Origin of the sequence: Rhodanobacter denitrificans (genome assembly GCF_003335105.1) — a bacterium.
GTDB classification, from domain to species: Bacteria; Pseudomonadota; Gammaproteobacteria; order Xanthomonadales; family Rhodanobacteraceae; genus Rhodanobacter; species Rhodanobacter denitrificans_A.
Window position 1 is genome coordinate 85,748 of record NZ_QFWQ01000009.1, and the last position, 24,400, is coordinate 110,147.

25 protein-coding genes and 1 tRNA gene are annotated in these 24,400 nt (G+C 68.4%); 13 read left to right on the forward strand and 13 right to left on the reverse strand.

Features of this window, described 5'->3' with window-relative positions:
• Window positions 1–49 precede the first annotated feature (49 nt).
• Window positions 50–688 carry a bifunctional nicotinamidase/pyrazinamidase gene (gene pncA, locus DEO45_RS14370; protein ID WP_114344966.1) on the reverse strand — a complete coding sequence of 213 codons (639 nt, stop codon included), beginning with the start codon at window positions 686–688 and terminating at the stop codon, window positions 50–52.
• A gap of 106 nt (window positions 689–794) precedes the next feature.
• On the opposite strand from pncA, the gene DEO45_RS14375 reads away from it, so the two are divergent.
• The gene (locus tag DEO45_RS14375; RefSeq protein ID WP_189339768.1) at window positions 795–1,181 is read left to right on the forward strand and encodes a hypothetical protein; all 387 of its coding nucleotides are present in this window, start codon (window positions 795–797) and stop codon (window positions 1,179–1,181) included.
• Window positions 1,182–1,187: 6 nt separating this feature from the next.
• Here the strand turns inward: DEO45_RS14375 and DEO45_RS14380 are convergent, their stop codons facing one another.
• The 5 genes from DEO45_RS14380 to DEO45_RS14400 form a co-directional block, all read right to left on the reverse strand.
• Window positions 1,188–1,970, reverse strand: coding sequence for a prolyl oligopeptidase family serine peptidase (locus DEO45_RS14380; protein WP_114344971.1), 783 nt, complete (start codon window positions 1,968–1,970; stop codon window positions 1,188–1,190).
• A 25-nt stretch (window positions 1,971–1,995) separates the two neighbouring features.
• Window positions 1,996–3,372 (reverse strand): cardiolipin synthase, encoded by a 1,377-nt coding sequence (cls, locus tag DEO45_RS14385; protein WP_114344974.1) that lies wholly within the window; start codon window positions 3,370–3,372, stop codon window positions 1,996–1,998.
• A gap of 30 nt (window positions 3,373–3,402) precedes the next feature.
• On the reverse strand, window positions 3,403–4,770 hold the full coding sequence (locus DEO45_RS14390) for an FAD/NAD(P)-binding protein (RefSeq protein WP_114344976.1): 1,368 nt from the start codon (window positions 4,768–4,770) through the stop codon (window positions 3,403–3,405).
• A gap of 31 nt (window positions 4,771–4,801) precedes the next feature.
• Complete coding sequence (locus tag DEO45_RS14395) at window positions 4,802–5,380, reverse strand: cysteine dioxygenase (RefSeq protein WP_114344978.1); 579 nt, start codon at window positions 5,378–5,380, stop codon at window positions 4,802–4,804.
• Between the two features lie 173 nt (window positions 5,381–5,553).
• A complete protein-coding gene (locus DEO45_RS14400) occupies window positions 5,554–6,207 on the reverse strand; it encodes an energy transducer TonB (RefSeq protein ID WP_114344980.1) in 654 nt (217 codons plus the stop codon).
• A 426-nt stretch (window positions 6,208–6,633) separates the two neighbouring features.
• Here DEO45_RS14400 and DEO45_RS14405 point away from each other — a divergent pair, with 426 nt between their 5' ends.
• The 3 genes from DEO45_RS14405 (at window position 6,634) to DEO45_RS14415 (ending at window position 9,929) form a co-directional block, all read left to right on the forward strand.
• Complete coding sequence (locus DEO45_RS14405) at window positions 6,634–8,775, forward strand: TonB-dependent receptor (protein WP_114344983.1); 2,142 nt, start codon at window positions 6,634–6,636, stop codon at window positions 8,773–8,775.
• Between the two features lie 159 nt (window positions 8,776–8,934).
• Window positions 8,935–9,600 carry a PAQR family membrane homeostasis protein TrhA gene (gene trhA, locus DEO45_RS14410; protein ID WP_114344986.1) on the forward strand — a complete coding sequence of 222 codons (666 nt, stop codon included), beginning with the start codon at window positions 8,935–8,937 and terminating at the stop codon, window positions 9,598–9,600.
• The gene (locus DEO45_RS14415) at window positions 9,597–9,929 is read left to right on the forward strand and encodes a TfoX/Sxy family protein (protein ID WP_114344988.1); all 333 of its coding nucleotides are present in this window, start codon (window positions 9,597–9,599) and stop codon (window positions 9,927–9,929) included. The genes trhA and DEO45_RS14415 overlap by 4 nt, the downstream gene beginning before the upstream one ends.
• 3 nt (window positions 9,930–9,932) lie before the next feature.
• Here DEO45_RS14415 and DEO45_RS14420 read toward each other — a convergent pair whose 3' ends face one another.
• From DEO45_RS14420 to DEO45_RS14430, 3 genes are all read right to left on the reverse strand, one after another.
• Window positions 9,933–11,705 carry a DUF885 domain-containing protein gene (locus tag DEO45_RS14420; RefSeq protein ID WP_114344990.1) on the reverse strand — a complete coding sequence of 591 codons (1,773 nt, stop codon included), beginning with the start codon at window positions 11,703–11,705 and terminating at the stop codon, window positions 9,933–9,935.
• A gap of 64 nt (window positions 11,706–11,769) precedes the next feature.
• Window positions 11,770–12,252, reverse strand: a complete 483-nt coding sequence (locus tag DEO45_RS14425; RefSeq protein ID WP_114344992.1) for a DUF456 domain-containing protein — start codon at window positions 12,250–12,252, stop codon at window positions 11,770–11,772.
• Between the two features lie 110 nt (window positions 12,253–12,362).
• The gene (locus DEO45_RS14430; RefSeq protein WP_114344994.1) at window positions 12,363–13,139 is read right to left on the reverse strand and encodes a ferredoxin--NADP reductase; all 777 of its coding nucleotides are present in this window, start codon (window positions 13,137–13,139) and stop codon (window positions 12,363–12,365) included.
• A 230-nt stretch (window positions 13,140–13,369) separates the two neighbouring features.
• Here DEO45_RS14430 and dusA point away from each other — a divergent pair, with 230 nt between their 5' ends.
• From dusA to DEO45_RS14450, 4 genes are all read left to right on the forward strand, one after another.
• On the forward strand, window positions 13,370–14,374 hold the full coding sequence (gene dusA, locus DEO45_RS14435) for a tRNA dihydrouridine(20/20a) synthase DusA (RefSeq protein ID WP_114344996.1): 1,005 nt from the start codon (window positions 13,370–13,372) through the stop codon (window positions 14,372–14,374).
• A gap of 88 nt (window positions 14,375–14,462) precedes the next feature.
• A complete protein-coding gene (locus DEO45_RS16640) occupies window positions 14,463–14,822 on the forward strand; it encodes a PepSY domain-containing protein (protein ID WP_189339769.1) in 360 nt (119 codons plus the stop codon).
• Complete coding sequence (locus DEO45_RS14445; RefSeq protein WP_114345225.1) at window positions 14,822–15,514, forward strand: response regulator transcription factor; 693 nt, start codon at window positions 14,822–14,824, stop codon at window positions 15,512–15,514. Before DEO45_RS16640 ends, DEO45_RS14445 begins: the two co-directional genes overlap by 1 nt.
• Window positions 15,480–16,898 carry an ATP-binding protein gene (locus tag DEO45_RS14450; RefSeq protein ID WP_114344999.1) on the forward strand — a complete coding sequence of 473 codons (1,419 nt, stop codon included), beginning with the start codon at window positions 15,480–15,482 and terminating at the stop codon, window positions 16,896–16,898. Before DEO45_RS14445 ends, DEO45_RS14450 begins: the two co-directional genes overlap by 35 nt.
• A 7-nt stretch (window positions 16,899–16,905) precedes the next feature.
• Here DEO45_RS14450 and DEO45_RS14455 read toward each other — a convergent pair whose 3' ends face one another.
• A complete protein-coding gene (locus tag DEO45_RS14455) occupies window positions 16,906–17,700 on the reverse strand; it encodes a zinc-dependent peptidase (protein ID WP_114345001.1) in 795 nt (264 codons plus the stop codon).
• Between the two features lie 12 nt (window positions 17,701–17,712).
• Window positions 17,713–18,036 (reverse strand): hypothetical protein, encoded by a 324-nt coding sequence (locus DEO45_RS14460; protein WP_114345226.1) that lies wholly within the window; start codon window positions 18,034–18,036, stop codon window positions 17,713–17,715.
• A gap of 222 nt (window positions 18,037–18,258) precedes the next feature.
• Here DEO45_RS14460 and DEO45_RS14465 point away from each other — a divergent pair, with 222 nt between their 5' ends.
• The 5 genes from DEO45_RS14465 to DEO45_RS14490 all read left to right on the forward strand — a co-directional run bounded on the left by DEO45_RS14465 (window position 18,259) and on the right by DEO45_RS14490 (window position 22,779).
• Window positions 18,259–19,236: a biotin--[acetyl-CoA-carboxylase] ligase gene (locus DEO45_RS14465; RefSeq protein WP_114345003.1), complete on the forward strand. Its 978-nt coding sequence runs from the start codon at window positions 18,259–18,261 to the stop codon at window positions 19,234–19,236.
• Window positions 19,233–19,991, forward strand: a complete 759-nt coding sequence (locus tag DEO45_RS14470) for a type III pantothenate kinase (RefSeq protein ID WP_114345005.1) — start codon at window positions 19,233–19,235, stop codon at window positions 19,989–19,991. Before DEO45_RS14465 ends, DEO45_RS14470 begins: the two co-directional genes overlap by 4 nt.
• 32 nt (window positions 19,992–20,023) lie before the next feature.
• Window positions 20,024–20,692 carry an SPOR domain-containing protein gene (locus DEO45_RS14475; RefSeq protein WP_114345007.1) on the forward strand — a complete coding sequence of 223 codons (669 nt, stop codon included), beginning with the start codon at window positions 20,024–20,026 and terminating at the stop codon, window positions 20,690–20,692.
• Between the two features lie 60 nt (window positions 20,693–20,752).
• A tRNA-Thr gene (locus tag DEO45_RS14480) sits at window positions 20,753–20,828 on the forward strand.
• Window positions 20,829–21,549: 721 nt separating this feature from the next.
• A complete protein-coding gene (locus DEO45_RS14490; protein WP_147269704.1) occupies window positions 21,550–22,779 on the forward strand; it encodes a hypothetical protein in 1,230 nt (409 codons plus the stop codon).
• A 358-nt stretch (window positions 22,780–23,137) separates the two neighbouring features.
• Here the strand turns inward: DEO45_RS14490 and DEO45_RS14495 are convergent, their stop codons facing one another.
• Together DEO45_RS14495 and DEO45_RS14500 are read right to left on the reverse strand one after the other, a co-directional pair.
• Window positions 23,138–23,533: a hypothetical protein gene (locus DEO45_RS14495; protein WP_114345015.1), complete on the reverse strand. Its 396-nt coding sequence runs from the start codon at window positions 23,531–23,533 to the stop codon at window positions 23,138–23,140.
• 10 nt (window positions 23,534–23,543) lie between these two features.
• Window positions 23,544–24,368, reverse strand: a complete 825-nt coding sequence (locus tag DEO45_RS14500; protein ID WP_114345017.1) for a GIY-YIG nuclease family protein — start codon at window positions 24,366–24,368, stop codon at window positions 23,544–23,546.
• Window positions 24,369–24,400 lie beyond the last annotated feature (32 nt).

Here is a 24,400-nt window from a genome sequence, read left to right on the forward strand (position 1 = left end):
TCACGCCGGATCGAATGCGGGAACGCACCCTGTGGACAGGGTGCGCATCCTACACGGCTGCCACAATGCCGATGCCTTGCGCCTGCAAGGTGGCGCGGGTGGCCTCGTCGCTGGCCGGTGTCACCGGGCGGCTGAGGTCCCACAGCACGCTGGCGCGGAAGCCCAGGGCCTGCGCGTCCTGGGCGGTCCACAGCACGCACACGTCGCGCGCCAGCCCGCATACGAACACCTCGTCCACGCCGCGCTCGCGCAGCCAGCCGGCCAGGCCAGTGCTGGGGCGCGTGCCGTGCGGGCCGTGATTCTCGCGGAAGCCGCTGTAGGAATCCACGGCGCTGTCGCTGCCCTTGCGGATCACCGCATCCAGCGCCGACCAGTCGACGCCGGGATGCAGCGCGGCGCCGGGCGTGCCCTGCACGCAATGCTCCGGCCACAGCGTCTGCGGCTGGCCGTACAGCGCGATCTGTTCGAACGGCGCACGGCCGGGGTGCGAGCCGGCGAACGAGACGTGCCCGCGCGGGTGCCAGTCCTGGGTGGCCACCACGTGGCGGAAGCGGCGCGTGTGCAGCAGCGCATCGATGCCCGGCACGATCGCGTCGCCGTCGTGGCAGGCCAGTGTGCCGCCGGGCATGAAGTCCGGCTGCACGTCGACCAGGATCAGCGCGGCGTGCGGCGAGAGTGGCTGGTTCATGGGCTGACTTGCGCGGATGCTCCGGCGAAGTCTAGCGCGCGGCGCGCCATCCGCGGCGATGTCCCATAATGCGCGATGCAGTGGCAACACGGTCCAGGGGCGCGCGATGCAGTACGACCAGTCATGGATGGGTTACGGGATCGTCGGCGGGATCCAGGCCGGCGCGATCGCGGTGGCGGCAGGGCTGCTGCTGTTTTTCGTGTTCCACTGGCTGGGTCGGCGCAACGGCTGGGGCTGGGGCCCGCAGATCGGCTGGTCGTTCCTGCTGGCGACCGCATTGGCCGCCAGCGGCGACCTGTGGAACCTGTTCTATTTCAATTACGGCCGGCTGCAGTCGCTGCAGCTGCTGAAGGTGAAGCTGGCCGAGGTGCACGACCCGGACCATATCGGCCTGCGTGCATTGTGCGAATTGCTCGGCGTGGCCGCCGGCGTCTACGTCGGCTGGGCACTTGCCAGCGGCGACTGGCGCCGGCGTTTCGGCGGGCGCCGCTAGCGTCGGTCAGCGCGCCGGCAGGCGGTGCGCGAACATCCACGGCCACAGCTGCGCGGTGGCGTAGGCCATCGGCCAGGAGACATGGCCGACGCCGGGGAATTCGGTGTAGCGCACCTCGTTGCCGCGTGCCTGCAATGCCGCGTGCATGCGGTGGGACTCCGCCGGCGGCACCACGTCGTCGGCGGCGCCGTTGAAGATCCACACCGGCAAGCTGCCGATGTGCGCGGCGACCCAGGCGTAGGGATCGGCCATGGCGGCGGGAATGCCGTCGACCTGCAGCCGGTCGCTGTCGTTGGGCTGGGCGATGCCGCCGCAGATGATGGCCGCGGCGGCGAACCGGCCGGGATGATCCACCGCGATCTGCCATGCGCCGTAGCCGCCCATCGACAGGCCGGTGAGGTAGAGCCGCCGGCGATCGCCATGCCATTCGACGACGCTGTCGTCGAGCGCCCGCAGCGCCATCCGCTCGATCTCGCCGTGCCACGCGGCGCCCTCCGGTGCCTGCGGGATCACCACCACCGCATGGAAGTCCTTGCCGTGTTCGCGCAACCATGGCGGCAGGCCCTGGCCAAGCTGCTTCCGGTTGTCGCTGCCGCGCTCGCCGCTGCCATGCAGGAACAGCATCACCGGCCAGTCGCGTTTGGCCGTCCAGCCGTCCGGCACGAACACCTGGTAGCGGTAGGTGGTGCCGTGCAGTTCGAGCGAGCGCTCGACGAAGCGTGCCGGTTCGCCGGCGTGTGCCGCCAGGCTCATGGTCATCAGGCAAAGCAGCAGGGCGAGCTGGCGCATGGCAGGGTGCTCCGGGGCGATGTGCTTACAGCAGCGGGTCGAACAATCGTGCCACATGCATCGCCACCCGGCCCAGGTAGCGCGTGTCGCGGTACTCGCGCTCGTCGATGGCCTTCGCGCGCGCGAAGTCCGCGCTGAGCATCGCCGCGACCTCGGCGGCGAAGGCGTGGTCGACGGCGAGGGCGGCGACCTCGAAGTTGAGCCGGAACGAGCGGCTGTCCAGGTTCAGGCTGCCGATCGCGGCGGTGTCACGGTCGATCAGCAGCGCCTTCTGGTGCAGGAAGCCGGGCTGGTAGCGGAACACCCGGATGCCGGCGCGCACGGCGGTGTAGGCGTGCAGGGTGGAGGCGAGGAATACCGTGCGGTGGTCCGGCCGCGAGGGGATCAGGATGCGCACGTCCACCCCGCGCAGCACCGCCAGCTGCAGCGCCGCGCGCACGGCGTGGTCGGGCACGAAGTACGGCGTGCTCAGCCATACGCGCTGGCGCGCCGCGTTGATCGCGGCGGTGAAGAACAGCGAGCCGGTTTCCTGCGGGTCGGCCGGGCCGCTGGCCATCACCAGCACGCTGGCGTCGCCGTCGGCGGGCGGCGCCGGCGGCAGCGGCGGCGATGCTCCGGTGATCCAGCGCCAGTCCTCGGCGAACAGCTGCTGCAGGTCGGCCACCGCCGGCCCGCAGAGTTCCAGCTGGGTATCGCGCCACGGCGCCAGCGGCGGCTTCAGGCCAAGGTATTCGTCGCCCACGTTGAGGCCGCCGACGAAGCCGCGCGTGCCATCCACCACCACGATCTTGCGGTGGTTGCGGAAGTTCAGTTGCAGGCGGTTGCGCCAGCGATGGGTAGCGAAGCGGTGGATCGCCACGCCGCCGGCGCGCAGTTCGTCGATGTAGCGCTGCGGCAGGGCGTGGCTGCCGATGCCGTCGAACAGCACGTACACGCATACGCCGGCCGCGGCGCGCTCCAGCAGCACCTGCTGCAGGCGCCGGCCCAGCGTGTCGTCGTGGATGATGAAGAACTGCACCAGCAGGCAATGTTCGGCCGCGGCCATCGCCGCCAGCATCGCGTCGAAGGCGGCGTCGCCGTTGATCAGCAGGCGCAGGCGGTGGCCGCTGCGGAACGGCCGGCCCTGCAGCGCGCTGATCGACGCGTAGCGCGTGCACGCCGGGTCGGCCGACGCCGCGGCGCCCGTGGCGGTGGCCGTCGGGTGCGCCCGCGGGTGTCCGATCCGATAGCCGAGGAAGCGGCTGGAGCCGAGGTAGAGGTACGGCAGCAGGGTGACGTACGGCAGCAACAGCAGGCCGAGGGTCCAGCCGATCGCGCCTTGCGGCGTGCGCGTGTGCATCACCGCGTGCATCGCCGCGAGCATGCCCAGCAGGTGCAGCAGCACGACGCAGGCGGCGATCATCGGGGGCACCCGGAGATCACGGCCGGGCGCTCAATCGCCCAGCAGCCGGTCCGCGAGGTTGCGGGCCTGCTGGCGGATTTCCGGCATCGCGGTGGATTCCCACAGCGTGCCGCGCAACAGGCTGCCGATGGCGAACAGGTTGGGCCAGTGCTCGCCGTCGTGCTGCAGGCGGCCCTCCTGGTTCGCCGCCACGCCGAGGCCGAGCGGATCGGGCACGATGTGCGCATTGGTGAGCAGTTGGCTGACCAGCCGGTGGTTGCTGCGGCGCACGTCGGTATCCAGGCCGACGGTCTGGATCACCAGGTCGGCATCGAGCACCTCGGTTGCGCCGGCGTGGCGGATACTCAATTGCAACGAGTCGCCGGCGACATCCACTGCGTGCACGCGCCCGCGCCGGCGTTGCAGCCGGCCCTGCTGCTCCAGGGCGGCGATGGCTTCACCCACCAGCGGCGGCATGCGGTGGCGCACGCGTTCCCACGCCCAGCGCGCGTGGCGCATGAAGCGCGCGCGCTGCTCCGCCGAGAGCTCGGCCCACAGGCCGGGCAGGTGCGGCCGCAGGCTGTCGACGACCGGCCGCCATTCGGTGCCTTCCTGCGCGATCGCCTCGCGCAGCAGGTGCATCCAGCGGCGGATCTCCGGTGCGTCGCGCATCGCCTCGACCAGTTCGGCGCCGTCGCCGGCCGGCGTGCCGGCGGCGTGCAGGTGCGCCTCGGGGAAGTGGCCGTGGCGCGAGACCGCGATGAATGCGGCCTGCGGCCAGCACGCGGACAGTTCCAGCACCACGTCGACCGCGGTGAGCCCCAGGCCGATGATCACCACCTTGCGTGGCGGCGGTTGCAGCTCATCGAGCTGGGCCAGCAGTCGCCATGGATCGACCTCGTAGCGGCCGCTGGCCAGCGCGTCGGCGCCGACGGCGGCCAGCGGCTGCGGCGGCAGCGCGCCCAGCGCCAGCACGGCCGCGTCCGCGCGGTGGCTTTCCTCGCCATGGATCACGGTGACACCGCCCGCTTCGGGCACCAGCGCGTCGACCGCGAACGGGACGATGTTGACGTGGTGCCCGTGCACCTTGCCGTGTTGCAGCGCACGCGCCACCTCGGCCTCCAGGTAATCGCCGTAGCGGCGGCGCGGCAGGAAGTCGGTGCCGGCGATGGCGGGATCGTCGCGCTGCACGAAATCCAGGAAACCGCGCGGCCTGCCGGCGAACATGCTCATCGAGGCTGCGCGCACGTTCAGCAGGTGGCGCTCCGACGTGGTGCCATAGGCCACCCCTCGCGCGGGAGTGCCGCCGCCGGTGAACCAGTCCAGGTGCAGCGGCTGCGGCGACGCGCGCTCCAGCAATTCGCTGAGCAGGGTGGCGGCGGCGGCACCGCCGCCGATGATGGCGACCCGTCGAAACATGGAGCTCCCCGTGCGTGTGGTGTCGGGCGGGTCAGCCGGACAGGCGGCCGGCGAGGGCGCTGCGTCGCGGCAGCGGCGCGCTCCACTGTCCGGTGGATTCGGCCCGCTCGTAGGCGAAGTACTCGGCCAGGTTGCCGCCGTAGACGTGGAGCGACAGCGCCGTCTCGTGCCGCGACAGGTTGCGGCAGCGGTGCGCGTGGTGGCGGTCGCCCTCGAACCAGGTGCCGTCGCCGGGGCCGAGCCAGTCGCGGCCGCGCAGGCGCAGATCGCCGGTGGTGGCGTCGCGCTGGTACGAATGGACCTCCAGCGCACCCACCAGGGTCATTTCCAGGCCCCACAAACCGGCATGGTCGTGCACCGGGGTGACGTGGTTCGGCGGCCATGCCAGCACCAGCACGCTGACCGGCGGCCGGCCACGCTCGGCCAGCAGCCAGCGTTCCAACCCGTGCCGGCGGTTGCGCAACGAGGCCAGCCGGGTGGCCAGCGCCAGCGCATCCTGATGCACCACGCGTCCCAGTTCGCGCGCCATCAAGGCGAGGTCCGGTTGCTCGGTGGTGTGCTCCAGCGCGATCGCGCGCAGGGTATTCAGGATGTTCTTGTGCTTGCCCATGCGTGGAACCCGGCAGGGTGAGTGGGCGCCAGTGGAGCATGCGTATCGTTAAAGACACGTAAGCCGACAAGCTGCCCGGCAGGCCCTCGCGCGGGTCCGTGGAAGCGGGGTTTTCGCCATGGCGAAAAGGCCCGGCCGGCATGGTTGCCGGCCGGGCGCCCATGCCTGGATCGTCATTCGCGCAGGCTGAACGCCACCGGCACCCGCGCCCAGGCGCGCACGGGCCGGCCGTCCACCACCGCGGGCTGGAACAGCCAGCCGGCCAGCACCTGTTCGACCGCGCTGCGGTCGAGCAGGAGGTAGCCGCTGCCATGCTCCACCACCACCTGTACCGGTTTGCCGGTTTCGTCCACCAGTACCCGCAGCATCACGGTGCCCTGCATGCGCTGCTGCAGGGCGCGGGTGGGGAAGCGCAGCGGGGCCGAGCGGTAGGCCAGGCTGGCCTCGACCGGCGCAGCCACTGCCGGGCCGGGCGTGGCAGCGGTCGGCAACAGGGTCGGGGCCGCCGGCGGTGCGGCGACATTGCCTTCGGTGGTGGGCGCAGCGGCCGGTGGACTGCTCGGCAGCGGCCGCGGGTGCGCAACGGGCGCGGCGGGCGGATGCGGCAGGGGTTTCATCACGACCGGCAGCAGAGGCAGTGGCGCCTTAGGTTCGTCGAAACGGAGCGTGGGTATCGGGTTGATCTGTTCGATCGCGTGGAAAAACGCCGGGGCGCTCGGCCGCGAGGCGATCAGGATCACGGCGAGGTTGAGTGCGACCGCCGCGCTGATGGCGGCGATGCGGTCGGGGTGGGGACGATGAGCTACGGCCAGGCTTGCGGACGACATGGCGACCTCCTGACAGCAATGGGCTGGATGCGTCCGTGCACGCTGCGCGGAGGCGCAGGGGGAATCGTGGGGACGCGTCTGCAGGCTATGCCTGGCGAGAGCTTCTGCGCAAGTGGCCGTCCAGAAGGCTATTCGTCGAAGAGCGGTTCGGTGCGCCGCGCGCCTCCGCAGGCGGTCGTTCAGAGGGATGGGTGAGGCCCACCGCGAACGGGTTCCGGCTGCCATCACGGACAGGGACGGGCCTGGATTCGCGGAGACCTGACGTGCGGCGCAGTGCGGTACCCGAAGCCGATCGTTGCGCAGCTTCCCGCGCGACATGAGGCGGAATCGGAGCAATCGAAAGATCTTGCAAATGAGAATAAATATCAATATCGTTCGACATCGAACCGGGCCAATGTGCCCGTCCGTCCGCCCAAGGCAAGCTCCATGTCCAATCCCAACCCTCTCGCTGCAGCGCTCGCCGTGGCGCTGCTTCTCGCGCTCGTCCCGCCAGTCGTCGCCGGATCCGCGCCGGACCCGGAGCAGGCCACCAATCTCAAGGCGGTCAATGTCCGTGCGGCGAGTGTCGACGGCTACGCGGTGGCCGGCATGGACACGGCGACCCGCACGCGTTCCCTGCTGCGCGATATCCCGCAGTCGATCACGGTGGTGAGCGGCGACCTGATCCGCGACCTGGCGATGACGAGCATGGCTAACGCCGTGCGCTACATGCCCGGCGTCGGCATGGGGCAGGGCGAGGGCCACCGCGATGCGCCGATACTGCGCGGCAACGGTTCGACGGCCGACCTGTTCATCGACGGCATGCGCGACGACGTGCAGTACTTCCGCGATCTGTACAACATCGAGCGGGTGGAGGCGCTGAAGGGGCCGAACGCGATGATCTTCGGTCGCGGCGGTTCCGGCGGTGTGCTCAACCGGATCAGCAAGATGGCCGATGGCCAGCAGCACCGCGAGATGTCGCTGCAACTGGGCGAGCAGCAGCGCCGACGCATTACCGCCGACTTCGGCGAGCCGATCGGGGAGAGTGCCGCGTTCCGTGTGACCGGGCTGTACGAGGATTCCGGAAGTTATCGCGACGGCGTCACGCTGAAGCGCTACGGCATCAATCCCACGCTCGCGTTGCGCGCCGGCGAGCGCACCCAGGTGACGCTGGGCTACGAGCATTTCCGCGACGAACGGGTCACCGACCGCGGCGTGCCGTCGTACCGGGGGTTGCCGCTGCCCACCGCCGCCTCGACCTTCTTCGGCGATCCGCGGCAGAGCCCGACCTGGGTCACGGTGGACGCGTTCAATGCCCTGGTCGACCACGATTTCGGCAACGGCCTGGACTTGCGCAACCGCACCCGCTACGCCGACTACGACAAGTTCTACCAGAATGTATTTCCCGGTGCGGTCAACGCCGCCGGCACGCAGGTGTCGATCTCGGCCTACAGCAACGCCACCCGGCGCCGGAATCTGTTCAACCAGACCGACCTTACGTATGAACTGGTGACCGGCACAGTCCACCACACCCTGCTCGGCGGAGCCGAGCTGGGCCGCCAGAGCACCGACAATTTCCGTCGTACCGGCTATTTCGGCGGGCCCGGCTTCGCCGCGACTTCGGTCAAGGTGCCGGTGTCGGACCCGCGCTACACGCTGCCGGTCGATTTCCGGCAGAGCGCGACCGACCCCAGCAATCACGGCATCGCCAAGGTCACCGCGCTGTATCTGCAGGACCAGATCGATTTCTCGCCGCAATGGCAGGCGGTCCTCGGTCTGCGCTACGACCGCTTCACGGTCGATTTCCACGACAATCGCAGCGGCCAGGACTTCTCCAGTACCGACAACCTGGTGTCGCCGCGCGCGGGCCTGGTCTACAAGCCGGTTGAACCGCTGTCGCTGTACGCCAGCTACAGCATTGCCCACCAGCCACGTGCCGGCGAGCAGCTCACCTCGCTTACGCTGGGCAACCGCACACTGGAGCCGGAGCGGTTCACCAACCGCGAACTCGGCGCGAAGTGGGATGTGAGCCCCGCGCTGGCGCTGACCGCCGCGGTGTACCGGCTCGACCGCAGCAACGTTGCCGTGACCAACCCGGCCTGGGACCCGGCGACCAATCCGGGTGTGCCGCAGTCGTTGCTGGTGGACGGCCAGCGCGTCAAGGGGGTCGAGCTCGGTTTCAGCGGCAGGCTGACTTCGGCGTGGAGCGTCATGGGCGGCTATGCGTGGCAGGAGGGCGAGATCACCAGACCGTTGTCGCCGAGTCTCCCCGCCGGCACCCGGCTGGCGCAGTTGCCAAAGCACAGTGCCTCGTTGTGGAACCGCTACGACTTCAATCCGATGTGGGGTGCGGGCATCGGCGCGATCCATCAAGGATCGGTCTTCGCCTCCACCAGCAACCAGGTGACGCTGAAGAGCTACACCCGCTACGACGCGGCGGTGTTCCTGACGCTGAGTCCGCAGCTGCGGCTGCAGCTCAATGTCGAGAATCTTTTCGACAAGCGGTATTTCGTCAGCGCGCACAACGACAACAACATCACCCCGGGTTCTCCGCGCGCGTTCTACCTGGGGGTAAACGTCAGGCTCTGAACCATGGCGGGGCGGGCAGTGCAGATCCGCCTCGCTGGCGGTCATGGCTTTCGGCGGGAAGGGCAGATGGAAGCGGTATTCCCGCGTGGGGTTGTCGCCGGTAGGCAAGCGCCGGTGCGCCCGCTAAGGTAGGCGCGAACCGGATCCGGGAGCCATGCCATGTCCGCCACCTCCGTTGCGGCGATTCCCCGTTACAGCTTCGGCGACGAGCTGGCCAGCAGCATCGTGCATGGCCTCGGCATCGTGCTCAGCATCGCCGGGCTGGCGACGCTGGTGGCGTTCGCCGCGTTGCATGGCAATGCGCTGACCGTGGTGGCCTGCGCGGTGTTCGGCACTTCGCTGGTGCTGCTGTACACCGCTTCCACGCTGTACCACTCGATTCCCGTGGCGGCCGCCAAGCCGGCGCTGCGCGCGCTCGACCACATCGCGATCTACGTGTTGATCGCCGGCACCTATACTCCATTCACCCTGGTGGCCCTGCCGGGGGCATGGGGCTGGAGCCTGTTCGTGGCGGTATGGGCGTTGGCGCTGGCCGGCAGTGCGCTGGAGCTGGGCCTGCTCGGGCGCCATCGCAAGCTGGCGGTGCTGCTGTACGTGGGCATGGGCTGGATCGGCATGGTCGCGTTCAGGCCGCTCGGCGAGCATCTGCAGACCGGCGGCATCGTGCTGCTGCTCGCCGGCGGGCTGGCCTATACGCTGGGCGTGCCGTTCTACCTGTGGCGGCGGCTGCCGTATCACCACGCGTTGTGGCACGTGTTTGTACTGGCCGGCAGCGTGCTGCACTTCCTCGCCGTGCTGCTGTACGTGATTCCCGACCCGGCATGAGCATGCCGCCGGGCCTCGCGGTACTGCGCCGGGAACTGGAAGATGCGGCCACCCACCTGGGCCGTCCGCACGAGCTGCGCTTCCAGCCGATGTTCGGTGGCCTGATGGCGTATCTCGACGAGAAGCCGTGCGCCTGGCTGACGCCGGGCGGGCTGGCCCTGAAACTGGCGGCCGCCGATCAGCCGGCGCTGCTGCGGCTGGAAGGCACCGCGCGGCTGATCGCGAAACCCGGCGCCGCGCCGAGCCGGCACTACATCGTGCTGCCCGCTGCGCTCAGTCGCGACACCGTGCAGCTTGCCGGCTGGCTGGCGAAGAGCGCGCGGCGCTGACGCTCAGCGTTTCCGTTGCGCCGGCACGAACTGCGTGCGCACGGCCTCGGCCAGCTGTTCCGGCGGCAGCAGGCCCTGGCCGATCACGAAATCGTTGAAGGCCAGGCGGTCGAATTTCTGGCCCAGCGCCAGTTCGGTCTGCAGGCGCAGCTGCTGCAGGCGCAGGTAGCCGTAGAAATACGCGGTAGCCTGGCCGGGCGAGTCGAACGTGTAGCGGTTGATCTCCTGCTGCGCCATCGCCTCGGACAGGCCCACTTCGTGGACCAGCACCTGGTGTGCACGCGCGGGCGTGATCAATCCCAGGTTGAGCATCGGATCGAGCCAGGCGCGAGCCGCACGCAACAGCCGTGCCTGCAGCGCGGCGAACTGGCCGGCCGGCGGCTCGTACGGCAGCATCTCGGCCTCGGCGTACAGTGCCCAGCCTTCCACGTTGACGCTGTTGAACGCGAACAGGCTGCGCGCCAGCGACACGCCGCGTTCGACCATCGCGGCGAACTGCAGCTCGTGACCCGGCCGGCCCTCGTGCGCGGTGAGCGTCCACGCGGCGGCCTTGAAAGTGAAGTCGTCGTAGGCCTGGGTCGCGTCGCCGTTCTTGCCCGGGTTGCCCATGGTCAGTACGAAGGTGCCCTGCTCGCCGTGGTTGTTGATGAACGGCGGCGGGTCCATGTGCGGCGCCGGGATCTGCGCCGCCTCGGCCTCCGAGGCCAAGCGCATCTGCATCTTGCGCTGCGGCAGGGTGACGATGCGTTCGCGGCGGATGGTGTCCTCGATGTGGCCGAGCACCTCGTGGTACCACGGCTCCACCTGGTCCCGGCCCAGCTGCTGCTTCTTCAGCGCCTTCAGCACGTCGCGGTAGTCGGTGGCATGGATGCCTTCGGCCTTCGCCACCACTGGCGCCAGTACCTGCATCATGCCCTGCAGCTCGACGAACTCCAGCTGCGCCTGCGCCATCAATTGCTGTGGCGGGATGTCGATGCCGACCCGACGCAGGTTGTACGCGTACAGCGGCTCGGGCAGGCGGAAGTCGGCGCGCGCGCGCGGCATCACGGTGCTGCGCACCCAGCTGTCGTACGCCTTCAGCTGCGTGTCCAGCGCATCCAGCGCGGCCTTGCCCTCGGCATCATCCAGCTTGTACTTGGCGAACAGCTGGCGGATGCCGTCGACATAGCGCTGGCTGTTCGCGAGTTTCTGCTCGACTTCGCCCTTGTACGGACCGAGCAGCGCCTTGTCGCCGAGCCGGGCGACGGTCTGTGCCTTGGCCAGCTCGGCGATTGGCGTGCACCCGGGCGCCTTGCCCAGGTAGCACTGCAGCCGCTTCAGCGCCGACGGGCGGCGCGCGGCGGCCACGTCGTCCTTCAGCAGGCTGAATTCGCCACGGAACACCAGTTCGCCGACATCGGTGTACGGCAACAGGTATTGGCGGTTGAGGTCGATGCCCTCGATCTGCTCGGCGGCGGCCTTGATCAGGATCTGCAGGTCCTGCCGCACGTTGGCGTCCTGCTCCGTGACCAGCAAGCCCTGCAGCTTCGCCTTCGCCGCGACCAGCGCGGCGCGCGAGCGCTCGTCCACGCCGGGGCGGAGGTCGGCGACCTTGTCGTCGTAGCCGGACACGCCCACCTGCGAGGCGAACTCCGGGCTGAAGCGGGCGATCTGCTCGAGCAGGATCTGCGAGTCGGCGTTGCTGCGGGCGATCCAGGCCGGCGGTGTGGTCTGGGCGTGCAACGAACCGGTCGCGACCAGCAGGGCGGCGAAGGCGAAGGCGACGCGTCTGGACATGGTGTTCTCCCTGGGGAAGCCCAAGCCTAGGCCGCCGCGCGTGCCGAAGGCATGTGCCGGAAGCTCAGCCGAACAGCATCGCCAGCCCGAACAGGCCCGCCATCACGAACGAGATCACCAGTTTCACCAGGGTGCCGAGCAACAGGCCCAGCCAGGTGCCGATGCCGACGTGGGCCGAGCGCAGCACGCTGGTGCCGGAGGCCAGCTCGCCGGCCAGGGCGCCGAGGAACGGCCCGAACAGCAGTCCGGGGATGCCGAAGAACATGCCGACCAGGGTGCCCATCCCGGCGCCCCACAGCGCCCGCTTGCTGGCGCCGACGCGCTTGGCGCCGAGCGTGCCGGCGACGAAGTCGACGATCACCCCGAGCGTGCCCAGCGCGCCGATGAGCAGCAGCCACCACAAGCCCAGGTGCCGGTAGTCGTCCACCGCCGCGACCAGCCAGATGCCGCCGAACAGCATCGGGATGCCGGGCAGCGTCGGCAGCACGGCGCCGGCCAGGCCGCCGGCGATCAGCAATGCAGCGAGCACGTACAGTGCGATGTCCATCAGGCAGGTTCCGTCGACAAGGCGATGGCATTGGAGCAGAAACGGGTGGAGAGGAGCGGGCAACGAGGGAAGTCGCGTCCGGATTGCACGTCCACCCGCCCATCGCCCGGCTATTTCTCCACGAACGCCCGCTCGATCACGTAGTCGCCCGGTTCGCGCGTGCGCGGCGAGGCCTGGAAGCCGCGGCCGTCGAGCAGGGCGCTGAGGTCGTCCAGCATTGCGGGGCTGCCGCACAGCATCACGCGGTCGGTGGCCGGGTTCAGCGGCGGCAGCCCGGTGGCCTGGCCCATCGCGCCATCGACGATCGCATCGGTGATGCGGCCTTGGTGGCGGAACGGCTCGCGCGTCACGGTGGGGTAGTAGATCAGCTTCTCGCGCACCAGTTCGCCCAGGTAGTCGTGCCGGGGCAGCTCGTGTTCGAGGTAATGCGCATAGGCCAGGTCCTCGACCCGGCGCACGCCGTGAGCCAGCACGATCCGGTCGAAGCGCTCGTAGGTGTCCGGGTCGCGGATGATGCTCATGAACGGCGCCAGCCCGGTGCCGGTGCCGAGCAGGTACAGGTGCCGGCCGGGCTTGAGGTCGGTCAGCACCAGGGTGCCGGTGGGCTTGCGCGTGACGATCAGCGGGTCGCCGGGCTTGAGGTGCTGCAGGCGCGAGGTGAGCGGGCCGTTCGGCACCTTGATCGAGAAGAACTCCAGGTGCTCCTCCCAGCTGGCGCTGGCGATCGAGTAGGCGCGCATCAGCGGGCGGCCGTCCGTTTCCAGACCGATCATCACGAACTGGCCGCTGTCGAAACGGAAGCCGGGGTCGCGCGTGGTGCGGAAGGAGAACAGGCTGTCGTTCCAGTGCCGCACGTCGATCACGTGCTCGGTTGCCATTGCCACCATGGTTGGTCGTCTCGCGTTGTTGCGCTGTCGGGGTGCCGGGGAAGTCGCATGCCAAGCCCTCCGGCAGACCGGAGATGGGGACTCGCGGGGAGGGCGGCAACGACCGCGGTGCCTGGCGAGCGCCGGAATGGACGCGGCGACAGCTGCGTAGGATACGCGAGCGGACCGCGCGGCGCCTGTGCCGGCCGCTCCGGGGCGAGCATTGGGCTGCCAGCCATTACAATGGCGGCATGTCCAGCTTGCCTTCACCACGCACCAGCGCTCTCTCCGCCGCCGACTGGCGTGTCAGCGTCGCCCCGATGATGGACTGGACCGATCGGCACTGCCGCTACTTCCACCGCCTGCTGTCGCCGCGCGCGCGGCTGTACACCGAGATGGTGACCAGCGCGGCGCTGGTGCGCGGCAAACAGCTGCGCCTGCTCGAGCACAGTCAGCAGGAGCATCCGCTGGCCTTGCAACTCGGTGGCAGCGACCCGCACGAGCTGGCGCAGGCGGCGCGCTTCGGCGCCGAAGCCGGCTACGACGAGATCAACCTCAACGTGGGCTGCCCGTCGGACCGGGTGCAGTCGGGCCGCTTCGGCGCCTGCCTGATGTACGAGCCGGCGCTGGTGGCCGACTGCGTGAAGGCGATGCGCGATGCAGTGAGCATCCCGGTGACGGTGAAATGCCGTATCGGCGTGGACGACCAGGACGACTACGCCGGCCTGCAGCACTTCACCGGGCTCATGCTGGAAGCTGGCGTCGAGGTGCTGGTGGTGCATGCGCGCAAGGCCTGGCTGAAGGGCCTGTCGCCGAAGGAGAACCGCGAGGTGCCGCCGCTGGACTACGAGCGGGTGTACCGGCTCAAGCGCGAATTCCCCAGGTTGGCGGTGGTGATCAACGGCGGCATCACCACGGTGGCGCAGGTGCAGGCGCACCTGGCCCGGCTGGACGGGGTGATGCTGGGGCGCGCGGCGTACCACGATCCGTACCTGCTGGCGCAGATCGAGCATGCGCTGCACGGCGAGCCGTTGCCGGCCCGCGAAAGCGTGCTGCGGCAACTGCGGCCGTACATCGAGGCCGAGCTGGCGCGCGGGACCGCGCTGAAGCACATTAGCCGGCACCTGCTGGGCCTGTATCAGGGCGAGCCGGGTGCGCGCGGCTTCCGCCGAATCCTCAGCGAGGGCGCGCACCTGCCGGGCGCCGGCTGGGCCCTGATCGAACGGGCGCTGGCGCCGCGCCCGCTCGCGGCGTGACAGCGCACGCCCATCCGGTCAGTATTCAGCTGCGGTTCCCTAGGCTGAACGGCAACCGGAACCGAATCCGGATGGAATCCAGGCAACCATGTCGAAGCAATGCCTCCCGCTGGTGCTGATGCTGCTGCTGATCGCAGGCGGCGATGTGCGTGCGGCCCAACCGGCCGCGCCGTCGCTGACCCTGGAGCAGGCGGTGGCGAAGGTGCAGCGGGAGACCGGCGGCAAGGTGCTGTCGGCCGATCCGCGCAAGTTCGGCCGCCATACCGAATATCGCATCAAAGTACTCGACCCGGACGGCCACGTGCGGGTGGTGGCGGTACCGGCCGAGGTTCCGCGGAGCGGCCCGTCGGCGGCATCGCCGGTCGAGCCGCCCCGGGGCAATTCGCCACCGGTCAGCTCGAATCTGCGTCCGGCCATCATCGACTTAGGCAACAGAGGGAGACACTAATGCGCATCCTGTTGGTGGAGGACGAGGCGCCGTTGCGCGAGACGCTGGCGGCACGCCTGAAACGCGACGGCTTCGCCGTCGATGCGGCGCAGGACGGCGAGGAGGGCATCTACCTCGGCCGCGAGGTGCCGTTCGACCTGGCGATCATCGACCTGGGCCTGCCCAAGATGTCCGGCATGGAGCTGGTCAGGGCGCTGCGCGAGCACGGCCAGCGCTACCCCATCCTGATCCTGACCGCGCGCGGCAGCTGGCAGGACAAGGTCGAGGGGCTCAAGCACGGCGCCGACGACTATCTGGTCAAGCCGTTCCACGTCGAGGAACTGCTGGCGCGCATCAACGCGCTGGTGCGCCGCGCCAGCGGCTGGTCGAAGCCGGTGCTGGCTTGCGGCATGATCAAGCTGGACACCACCGCGCAGACGGTGACGGTGGAAGGCAAGCCGGTCGATCTCACCAGTTACGAGTACAAGGTGCTGGAATACTTGATGCTGCACGCCGGCGAACTGGTCTCCAAGGCCGACCTCACCGAGCACATTTACCAGCAGGATTTCGACCGCGACTCCAACGTGTTGGAAGTGTTCATCGGCCGATTGCGGCGCAAGCTCGACCCGGAAGGCACCCTCAAACCCATCGAGACGGTACGTGGACGCGGATACCGCTTTGCCATACCACGCACTGACGGCGACGACGAGTGAGGCAAAGCCGCCGCGCCGCCCGCTGTCGCTGGCGGCGCGCGCGGCGATCGCCACCAGTTTCGTGCTGGCCGGGTTTCTCGGCCTGGTCGGGCTGACCCTCACGCAGACCAACAAGGCGCGCGCGCTGCAGACGCTGCATGACCGCCTCGAGAACTTCGCGATCGCGTACATCACCAACACCGACGTCAACCGGTACGGCAGGTTGCTGCCGCCCGACACGCCACCGGATCCCAATTTCTCGCGGCCGGGTTCAGGCCTGTACGCGGTGGCGATCGGCGACGGCTTCCACTGGGAATCGTCGTCGGCGATCGGGCGCGACTTCACCTTCCTGAAGCAGCTGAAGCCGGGGCAGAGCCAGTTCGTCGGCCCGATCGACACGCGCATGGGGCGGCTGTACTACTACAGCTACGGCGTGGCGTTCGACACGCCGGACAGGAAAGCCGTGCGTCTCACCATGATGGTGGCGCAGACCGAGGACCAGCTCGAAGGCGAAAATGCGGTGTTCCGCCACACCCTGGTGATCTGGCTGTCGATCCTCGGCGTGATGCTGATCGTGCTGCAGCTGCTGCTGCTGCGCTGGAGCCTGACCCCGCTGCGCGAGGTGGCCAGCGACATGAGCCGGGTCGAACGCGGCGACAGCGAGCAGCTGGACAGCCAGTACCCGCTGGAGCTGACCGGCCTGACCGAGCGCATCAACGCGTTCATCACCAACGAACGCGAGCAGCGCACGCGCTACCGGCACACGCTGGCCGACCTGGCGCACAGCTTGAAGACGCCGCTGGCGGTGATCCGCTCTCAGCTGGAATCGCCGACGGCGGGAGACGAGGCGGCGCGGCGCGCCAGCGTGCTCGACCAGGTGCGGCGGATGAACGAGCTGGTCGCCTACCAGCTGTCGCGCGCGGCCACTTCCGGCCGGCAGACATTCGCCAGCGCGGTGCCGATCGCCGGTCATGCCGAGGATCTGGTGCAGGGCCTGGAGAAGGTCTACGCGGCGAAGAACGTGCTGTGCGAATTCGACATCGAGGACGGCGCGGTGTTCTACGGCGAGCAGGGCGACTTGCTGGAACTGATGGGCAACCTGCTGGAGAACGCATTCAAGTGGGCCGCCCACCGCGTGCTGCTGGTGGTGAAGGTGCGCGCGCAGGCGGGCCGGCAACGGCCGGGGCTGTGGCTGAGCGTGGAAGACGACGGCCCCGGCATCGCCGAGGACAAGATCGAGAAGGTGTTGCAGCGCGGCGTTCGCGGCGACGAGCGGGTGCAGGGCCACGGCATCGGCCTGTCGATCGTGCAGGACATCGTGCACGCCTACCGTGGCGAGCTGGTGGTCGACCGCTCGCCCGAGTTCGGCGGTGCGCGCTTCAGCGTGAGCCTGGCGGCGAGCTGACCCGGGTTCAGCGCGCGCGGCAGAAGCCGGCCGGTTCGCAGCCTTCAGCCGGCGAGCGGCCGTAGAACATTTCCAGCAATTCGGCGACTCCGGGCTCCGCCTCGCGCAGCAGCGCCGGCTGCGAGTAGTGCAGCTCGCTGACCACGGCGAAATACTCGGCGGCGCTCTCGGTGGCGTAGTGGTCGATCGGGCTGTCGTAGCCGCGTTCCGGCAGCGCGGCCAGCCGGTCGTAGGCCTGCTGGAACTGCTGGATCCAGCGCCGCCGGGGGATGTCCACCAGCGGCGGCACGCCGTCGGGTGGGCCATCGAGCATGTCTAGCTTGTGCGCCATCTCGTGCACGACCACGTTGTAGCCGTCCCACGGCTGCTCCAGGTCCAGCTGCACGTCGGCCAGCGACAGCACCAGCGGGCCGTGTTCCCACGCCTCGCCGATGCGGATCTCGTCGCCCTCGGTGACCACGCCGGTGCGGTCGTCGTGATGGCTGCGGCGCACCTTGAACTCGCCCGGATAGATGAGCACCTCGCGCCAGCCGCGCAGGCTGGCCGCGCCCTGCTGCAGCGCAGGCAGGCAGGCCTGCATGGCGATCAGCAGGCGCCAGTAGTCGTCCAGCACGGCACCGGCCAGCGCGTGGAAGCGCTTGCGCGCGAGGAACAGCGCGGAGAGCTGGCGAAGCTGCTGTTGCCGCGCCTGATCCAGGCGGCGCGCCAGCGGGCAACCGGCGATGGCGCGCCGCCACAACGGATCGGCAATCGGTGCGGGTTCAAGACGCGCCCGCAGGGATTGCCACCAAGGCCCCGGCATGACGCCGAGCGCTTACTGGATGGACCCAGGCAGCAGCGATTGCCAGCCCAGATGCGGTCGGCGGTTCGACGCCGGGGCGGAGGAGGAGCCGCCGGAATGATCGTTGCTGTTGCCGGAACCGCCGCTGGAACCGTCGCGGCTGTCGGTCTGTGGGCAGTCGCGGGCCAGCCCCACGGCATCGCCGCCGCTGCCGGTGCTGCCGTCGCGGCTGCCGACGCCGTCGAGCGCGGCGTGCGGGGAGTTGTCCAGGTCCTGGGTGCCTGCGCTTGCTGCCGCGGCGCCGCCGATCCCGGCGATGCCCAGGGCGCAACCGATAAGCCAGTGGGTGACACGCATGGCGATCAAACTCCTTGACCTCGCAAGCGAAGACGCTGATCGTCTCAGAAACACCGGCACCCTGCCAGTGCTGCCCACCGCGCCGGAGGCGGGGTCGGGCGTGGCCGCCGGATGCCGCATGGCGGGCCGCCCGGGCTAGAATCCGCCGATGTTCAGCCCGATCCGACCCGCATCACTCCCCGGCCGCCGGGCCGCCGCCGCCCCCGCACGCGGGGCCTGCTGATGCAGGCGGCGCAGTTGCTGGCGCTGCTGGCCGATGGCGAACCCTTGTCCGGCGCCCGTCTCGCCGGACAAGCCGGGATGACCCGTGCGGCGATCTGGAAGCAGGTCGAGGCATTGCGTGCCCGTGGCGTGCCGATCGAGGCGCGCGGCGCGGCCGGTTACCAGCTGCCGTGGCCGTTGCAGATGCTCGATGTCGCGCGGATTCGCGCCGCCCTGCCGGCGGCCGAGGCGCACGCGCTGGGCGCGCTGGAGGTGCATTGGGAACTCGATTCCACCTCCAGCGAGCTGCAACGCCGCGGCGCCGCGGCCGGGGATTTCAGCGTAGTGCTGGCCGAGACCCAGAGTGCCGGCCGTGGCCGGCGCGGCCGCGAGTGGCTGTCGCCGCCGGGGCTCAATCTCTACATGTCCTGCCTCAAGCGTTTCGATGCGGGCTTTGCCGCGTTGAGCGGGCTGTCGCTGGCGGTCGGGGTGATCGTGCTGCGTGCGCTGGAGCGCCTCGATATCGCCGGCGCAGGCTTGAAATGGCCGAACGACGTGCTGGCTGCCGCGGGCGGCAAGCTGTGCGGCATCCTGGTCGAGCTGAGCGGCGAGTACCAGGGGCCGTGCGCGGCGATCATCGGCATCGGCCTCAACCTGCGGCTGACCGCGGCACTGCGCGCGCAAGCCGGCCAGCCGGCCTGCGATCTCGCCAGCCTGGCCGGCGGCGTCCCGCCGGACCGAAACCGCGTGGCGGCGGCGCTGATCGCGGCGCTGGTCGATGGTCTGAGGCAGTTCGAGCACGACGGTTTCGCCGCGTTCCGCGCAGACTATGCCAGGTACGACCTGCTGCACGGGCAGCCGTTGCAGTTGAGCGGCGCGCTGGGTGCGTTCGGCGGCATCGGCGCGGGCGTGGACGCACAGGGCGCCCTGCAGGTGCGCATGGCCGACGGCAGCGTGCGGCGGATCGACAGTGCGGATGTCACGGTGCGTCGTTCATGAGGCTGCTGCTCGATCTGGGCAACACCCGGCTGAAGTGGGCGCTGCAGGCACAGGCGGAGGGCTGGCTGGCGCGCGGAGCGGTGGACTGGCGCGATGACGCGTCACGCGCGCTGGAGGCGGCCTGGACCGGTCTGCCGACGCCGCTTCGGTTGATCGGTGCATCGGTCGTCGACGCCGCGCGCGAAGCGCAGGTGGCGGCCGTGGCGCAACGCTGCTTCGGCCATGCGCCGGAATGGCTGCGCACGCCGGCCGCCGCCTGCGGCGTGCGCAATGCATACGCCGAACCGGCACGGCTGGGCGTCGATCGTTTCCTGGTGATGGTCGCTGCGCATGCCGGTGGTCACGCGCCCTGCGTGCTGGCCGGCGTCGGTACCGCGCTCACGCTGGACGCGCTGGCGGCCGACGGGCAGCACCTGGGCGGCTTGATCGCGCCGGGTCCGCAGCTGATGCAGCAGTCGCTGCGGGACGCCACGGCGCAGGTGCGGCCGGAACGACCCGGCGCGATCGTGGATCTGGCCGACAACACCGCGGACGCGGTGGCCTCGGGTTGCTGGCAGGCGGCGGCCGCCCTCGTCGAGCGCTTCGCCCTGCGCGCGGCGCCCCGGCTTGGCGCCGCGCCCGAACTGATCATTGGCGGCGGCGACGCGGCATCGCTGCTGCCGCTGCTGTCGTTGCCGGCCCGGCTCAGCCAGGACGGCGTACTCCGCGGCCTCGCCGTATGGGTGAATGCGTCCGAGGTCGGTGGCGCCCTCTAGAATGACGACGGTTGCCGGCTGATGGGGGTCCGATGTTGCTGCGTCTGTTGTTCGTTCTGTTGATCGCGCTGAATATCGCGGTAGGCGCATGGCTGCTGCTGGGGCAACCGTATGCCCGTGGCGGCAGCCCCAGCGATCCGGGCGTGGCGCAACTGCGCCTGCTGTCGGAGTTGCCGACGCCGGCGCAGACCGTGTCGCCGGCTGTCGCGCCACCCGTCGTTGCCGCCGCGGCGCCGCGCAACCCCAGCTACAGCTGTCTCGCACTGGGGCCGTTCGCCACCCCGCAGGACCTGCGCAATGCGCGGCAGGCCCTGGCTGCGCAGGCCACGCGCATGCGTTCGCGGCAGGAGCAGACCAGCCAGACCAGCGGCTGGTGGGTCTACCTGCCGGCGGCCGGCAGCCGCGCCCAGGCGCTGGAAATGGCCCGGCAGCTTGCCGCACACGACATCGGCGACTATTTCGTGGTCAACTCCGGCGATCAGCCCAACACGATTTCGCTGGGCCTGTTCCGGGATCCGGCGAATGCGCGCAAGCGCCGCGACGAGGTCGCCGCGGCCGGCTTTCCGGCCCGCATGAGCGAGCGCAGCGAGAACGTGCCCGAATACTGGCTGGATCTGGTGGTCGCCGACGGCGGCAATTTCGACTGGCGCAGCCATGTCCGTGCCAATGGCATCGGCTCGCACAGCACCATCTGCTTCTGACAAGCCATGGATCGGCCGTCGAGCGTGCCGCCACCCGGCCTGCTAGAATCCGCCACCTCCGCCGGCATAGCTCAGTTGGTAGAGCAACTGATTTGTAATCAGTAGGTCCCCAGTTCGAATCCGGGTGCCGGCACCAAGAAAAACAGGCGCTTAGGTTCTCCTAAGTGCCTGTTATTAATTGTTAGGGGCCCGCCATGGCTCCCCCCAGATCTACCCTAATGGCTCTTCTTGGCTCTCTCAGGCCTTTCCCATGGCTCCGCCATGGCTCCCCCGTTGGGCGTTTTTCTATCCTGACCCGCACACCAAGTGGCTTCGAGAGGGGGTACTGATGTTGCCCCTCAAAGTGGCGGTAACAGGGTGGTCGACGGCGCAGATCCGTGATCGCCTATAGACCGCGCCAGCCTGCTGCGGTCAAACAGCCTACTCCCGGTCGATCAGGCGCCCCCTATACAGAATTAGCTTCCCGGCATGTCGTATAAATAACATTGATAAAATCGCCGATCTCTATCCGCGGCGCGATTCAGAAACTCTAGGCCGCCTTGATAGTACGGCTTGAGCATCGTTCGCTCGGCCAGCGATACCGTTTTCCGCCAATGCGGCTCCTCCAAGATCGCTTGCGCCTGCGCCCCGTTTTGAAACTCCAACAAAATCCAGTTGAGGAGCATGGCTAAGCTAATCGGCGTCGACGGGATGCGCGGCTTTTCGAAGCCAGGGAAGAGATGGGCGATCTGGGCAGCTGTGTAGCCTGCCTTGACGTGGCGGGGGCTCAGTTCGCCGCAGACTTGTAGATGAACATTGGGCTTGGGCTCCCCGCTGGCGCGTGATCCGCGTGGAGTAGCCCCATGAGGAGACGAGTCATGAAACGAGTGATTTCCGGTTGCGCGCTGTTGCTGGCTCTGGGCTTGCCGCTATTCGCGGCGGCCGCGTCGGCGCCTAGCCATTATCTTTTCGTGTGGGCGATGGAAGCCAAGCGTCCTCTCGCCTCGGTGCCGGAGATGACGCCGGCCGACATTCCTGCACGCCGCAGCGGGTTGGGATTGGGCAAGGACTTCCTCGCGGTTTTCGACGTCCAACCGGGCCCATCGTTTGGGAAACTGGTTGCGATGCTGCCGGTCGGAGACGCGGCACAGGCACATCACACGAACTACGCGGAACCTCCGGACGATGTCCTGTATGCCAACGATTGGCTCGGCAATCGCACCTACGTCTTCGACTTGCACGATCCGGTGCATCCGCGGCTCGTGCGGAAATTCGGCAGCGTCGGCGCGCTCGGCTATCCGCATTCGTTCGTCTATCTTCCCAATGGCGACACGCTGGCAACCTTCCAGTATTCCGGAGGGTTCAACCACGCCGCGGGCGGATTGGCGGAGTTCGATTCGCACGGCCGGGTCGTGAGAACCGCTGCGGCGGCGGCGCCGGGACATCCCAATATCCGCCCGTACAGCTTGGCGATCGTTCCGAAGCTCGATCGCGTCGTCACCAGCAGCGCAGACATGATGGGCGCGCAAGTCAGTCATGTGGCGCAGGTCTGGCGACTTTCCGATCTGAAGCTGATCAAGACCATGCGATTGCCGCCGCAGTTCGATTGGTATGACGACACAGCGGCCGATTCATCGGAACCGCGCGTACTGACGGACGGCAAGACCGTCCTGGTACCGACGTTCAATTGCGGTCTGTTCGTGGTGCGGAGTCTCGCTGGCGGCGATCCAACGCTGCAACATGTTGATGACCTCGGCTACCGCACGTGCGAAGTGCCGGTGGTCGTGGGCGGGTTTCTGGTGGAAGCCGCGCAAAGCGGACACGCGATCGTGAGCCTGGACGTGAGCGATCCGGAACATCCGCACGAAGTCAGCCGCATCCTGCTGTCGCCTGACGAGTACCCACATTGGCTCGCGCTCGAACCCCGCGGGGATCGCCTGGTCATAACGGGTTATGGCGCGCTCGACACCAAGGCGCGCTTTGCCACGGTCGATCGCCGCACCGGGAAACTGACACTGGAATCGCAGACGATCGATTTCATGCGCGCTTGGCCGAATGGCTGGCATGGAAGCGCCATGCCGCACGGCGTCGTTTTCAGCAACCCGTGAGACGGCACTGCAGGAAGCGTCGTTGCCATGTCGTGCGGACACGCAGTCGAAACCAGATAGCGTGCTCAGTCCGAACACGATCCTCGCGCGGTATTTGATCAACCGGGGAATGCGCGACTCCCTCATTCACCAGATGAAATCCGAGTGGGAGCGCGGATGCGACGACCGATCGCTGCATCAACCCGCCAACGACCGCTACGGGGCGATTGAATTCGGGTAGCGACCGTCGCGTTTTGGCCGATTCCGGCCCGTGAAACCAACACGTTGAATCAATCGGCAAGGACACGGCCACGACGCAAAACGTGTCGGACTTATATGACGGGAGGCGCGCCACCCTCGTGTTGGATGACGGGCTGGGTCACACGAACCGTAGCGCGACTTGGACCATCGGCACGATCACATTGACCTCGAGCGGTTCCAGTCCAAGACCGATGAGCAATACGCCACGATTCTTCAACAGATCAACACGGCGCGACAGAAACTCGTGGACGAACACAACGCGGCGGAGCTGGTGGCCCGATTGCAGCGTTTCCCGACAAAGGAAGCCACGTGGAACCCGGACCTGATCGAGAAGCAACGGGACAAGGCCCTGGCTTTCGGCGACAAGTCCATCGCCAAGATCAATGAACTGCTGGCCCTTCACCGCGACCATGCCGATGTGGCGGCCGATCAGGTGGACGTGGGCATGACGCAGGGGCAAATCCAGCTCGACCAGTCCCTGGACGGCACGGATCGCAACATTGCGGGCGATCACCAGACGTCGGTCAGTTCCTGTTGTAGCCGTGGACGCGTGAGCCTAGCACTTGCTTCCAGTGCGTCTCGCGCTTGTCGAGGTCTGTGGCGGTCTTGGGGGCAATTTCAAGGATCGAGAATCTCAGATCGAATTTCCGTTCCGGCGGTGCGGCCAGGCCGAACTCTTCCATGAGGGCCACATTGTTGCCGTGCGTGGTGAGCGCATATGTGGTCCAGCGCTCCCAGATGCCATCGGCACCGTCGGCTTTGCCCACATAGAGCGAGCCGTTCTTGTCCGTGATGAGGTAGATCCCCTTCACCGACGACAGGCCCGAGCGCCAGGATTCCAAGTGGTTTCGCACGATGCGGTCCAGCTCCGCCATGGTGATGTCCACCCGGTTGAAACCAGGGAAGGACCCCATCATGTCCGGTTCCCGGGTCAGCTCCTCGACTATCAGTTCCTGTTCCAGGCGCTCCCCAGTGGGGAAAGAATTGCGCTCCTTGTAGGGGCTGCGCACGTAGAGACGCCCGCGCCACTCATCGGCCGCCGCGAAGCGTTCGAAGTCGTAGACGTAGTGGTCCCTCTGCTCGGGGGTCGCTTCGTGGAAGGTCTTGCCGATGGGCCGATAAATACCGACATACACCCAGCGCGTGGGATCCGTGGGCAGCTGGATCAGCGACAGCACATATTCGCGGTTGAAGTAGTGCTTGCTTTGCCAGCGCTGCCACTCCTCGAAATCGCCCGCGAGATAGACGTCGTGAGGCTCTTCGTGCTGATTCCAACGCGCCAGGTGGACCTTCGTGTTCTCGGGCCGGCACTCCGGGATCCACAGCTTGATCAAGTCGAAAAGCAGCATGCGGTTCTCCCTGTCCTTGGAAGCCCATACTA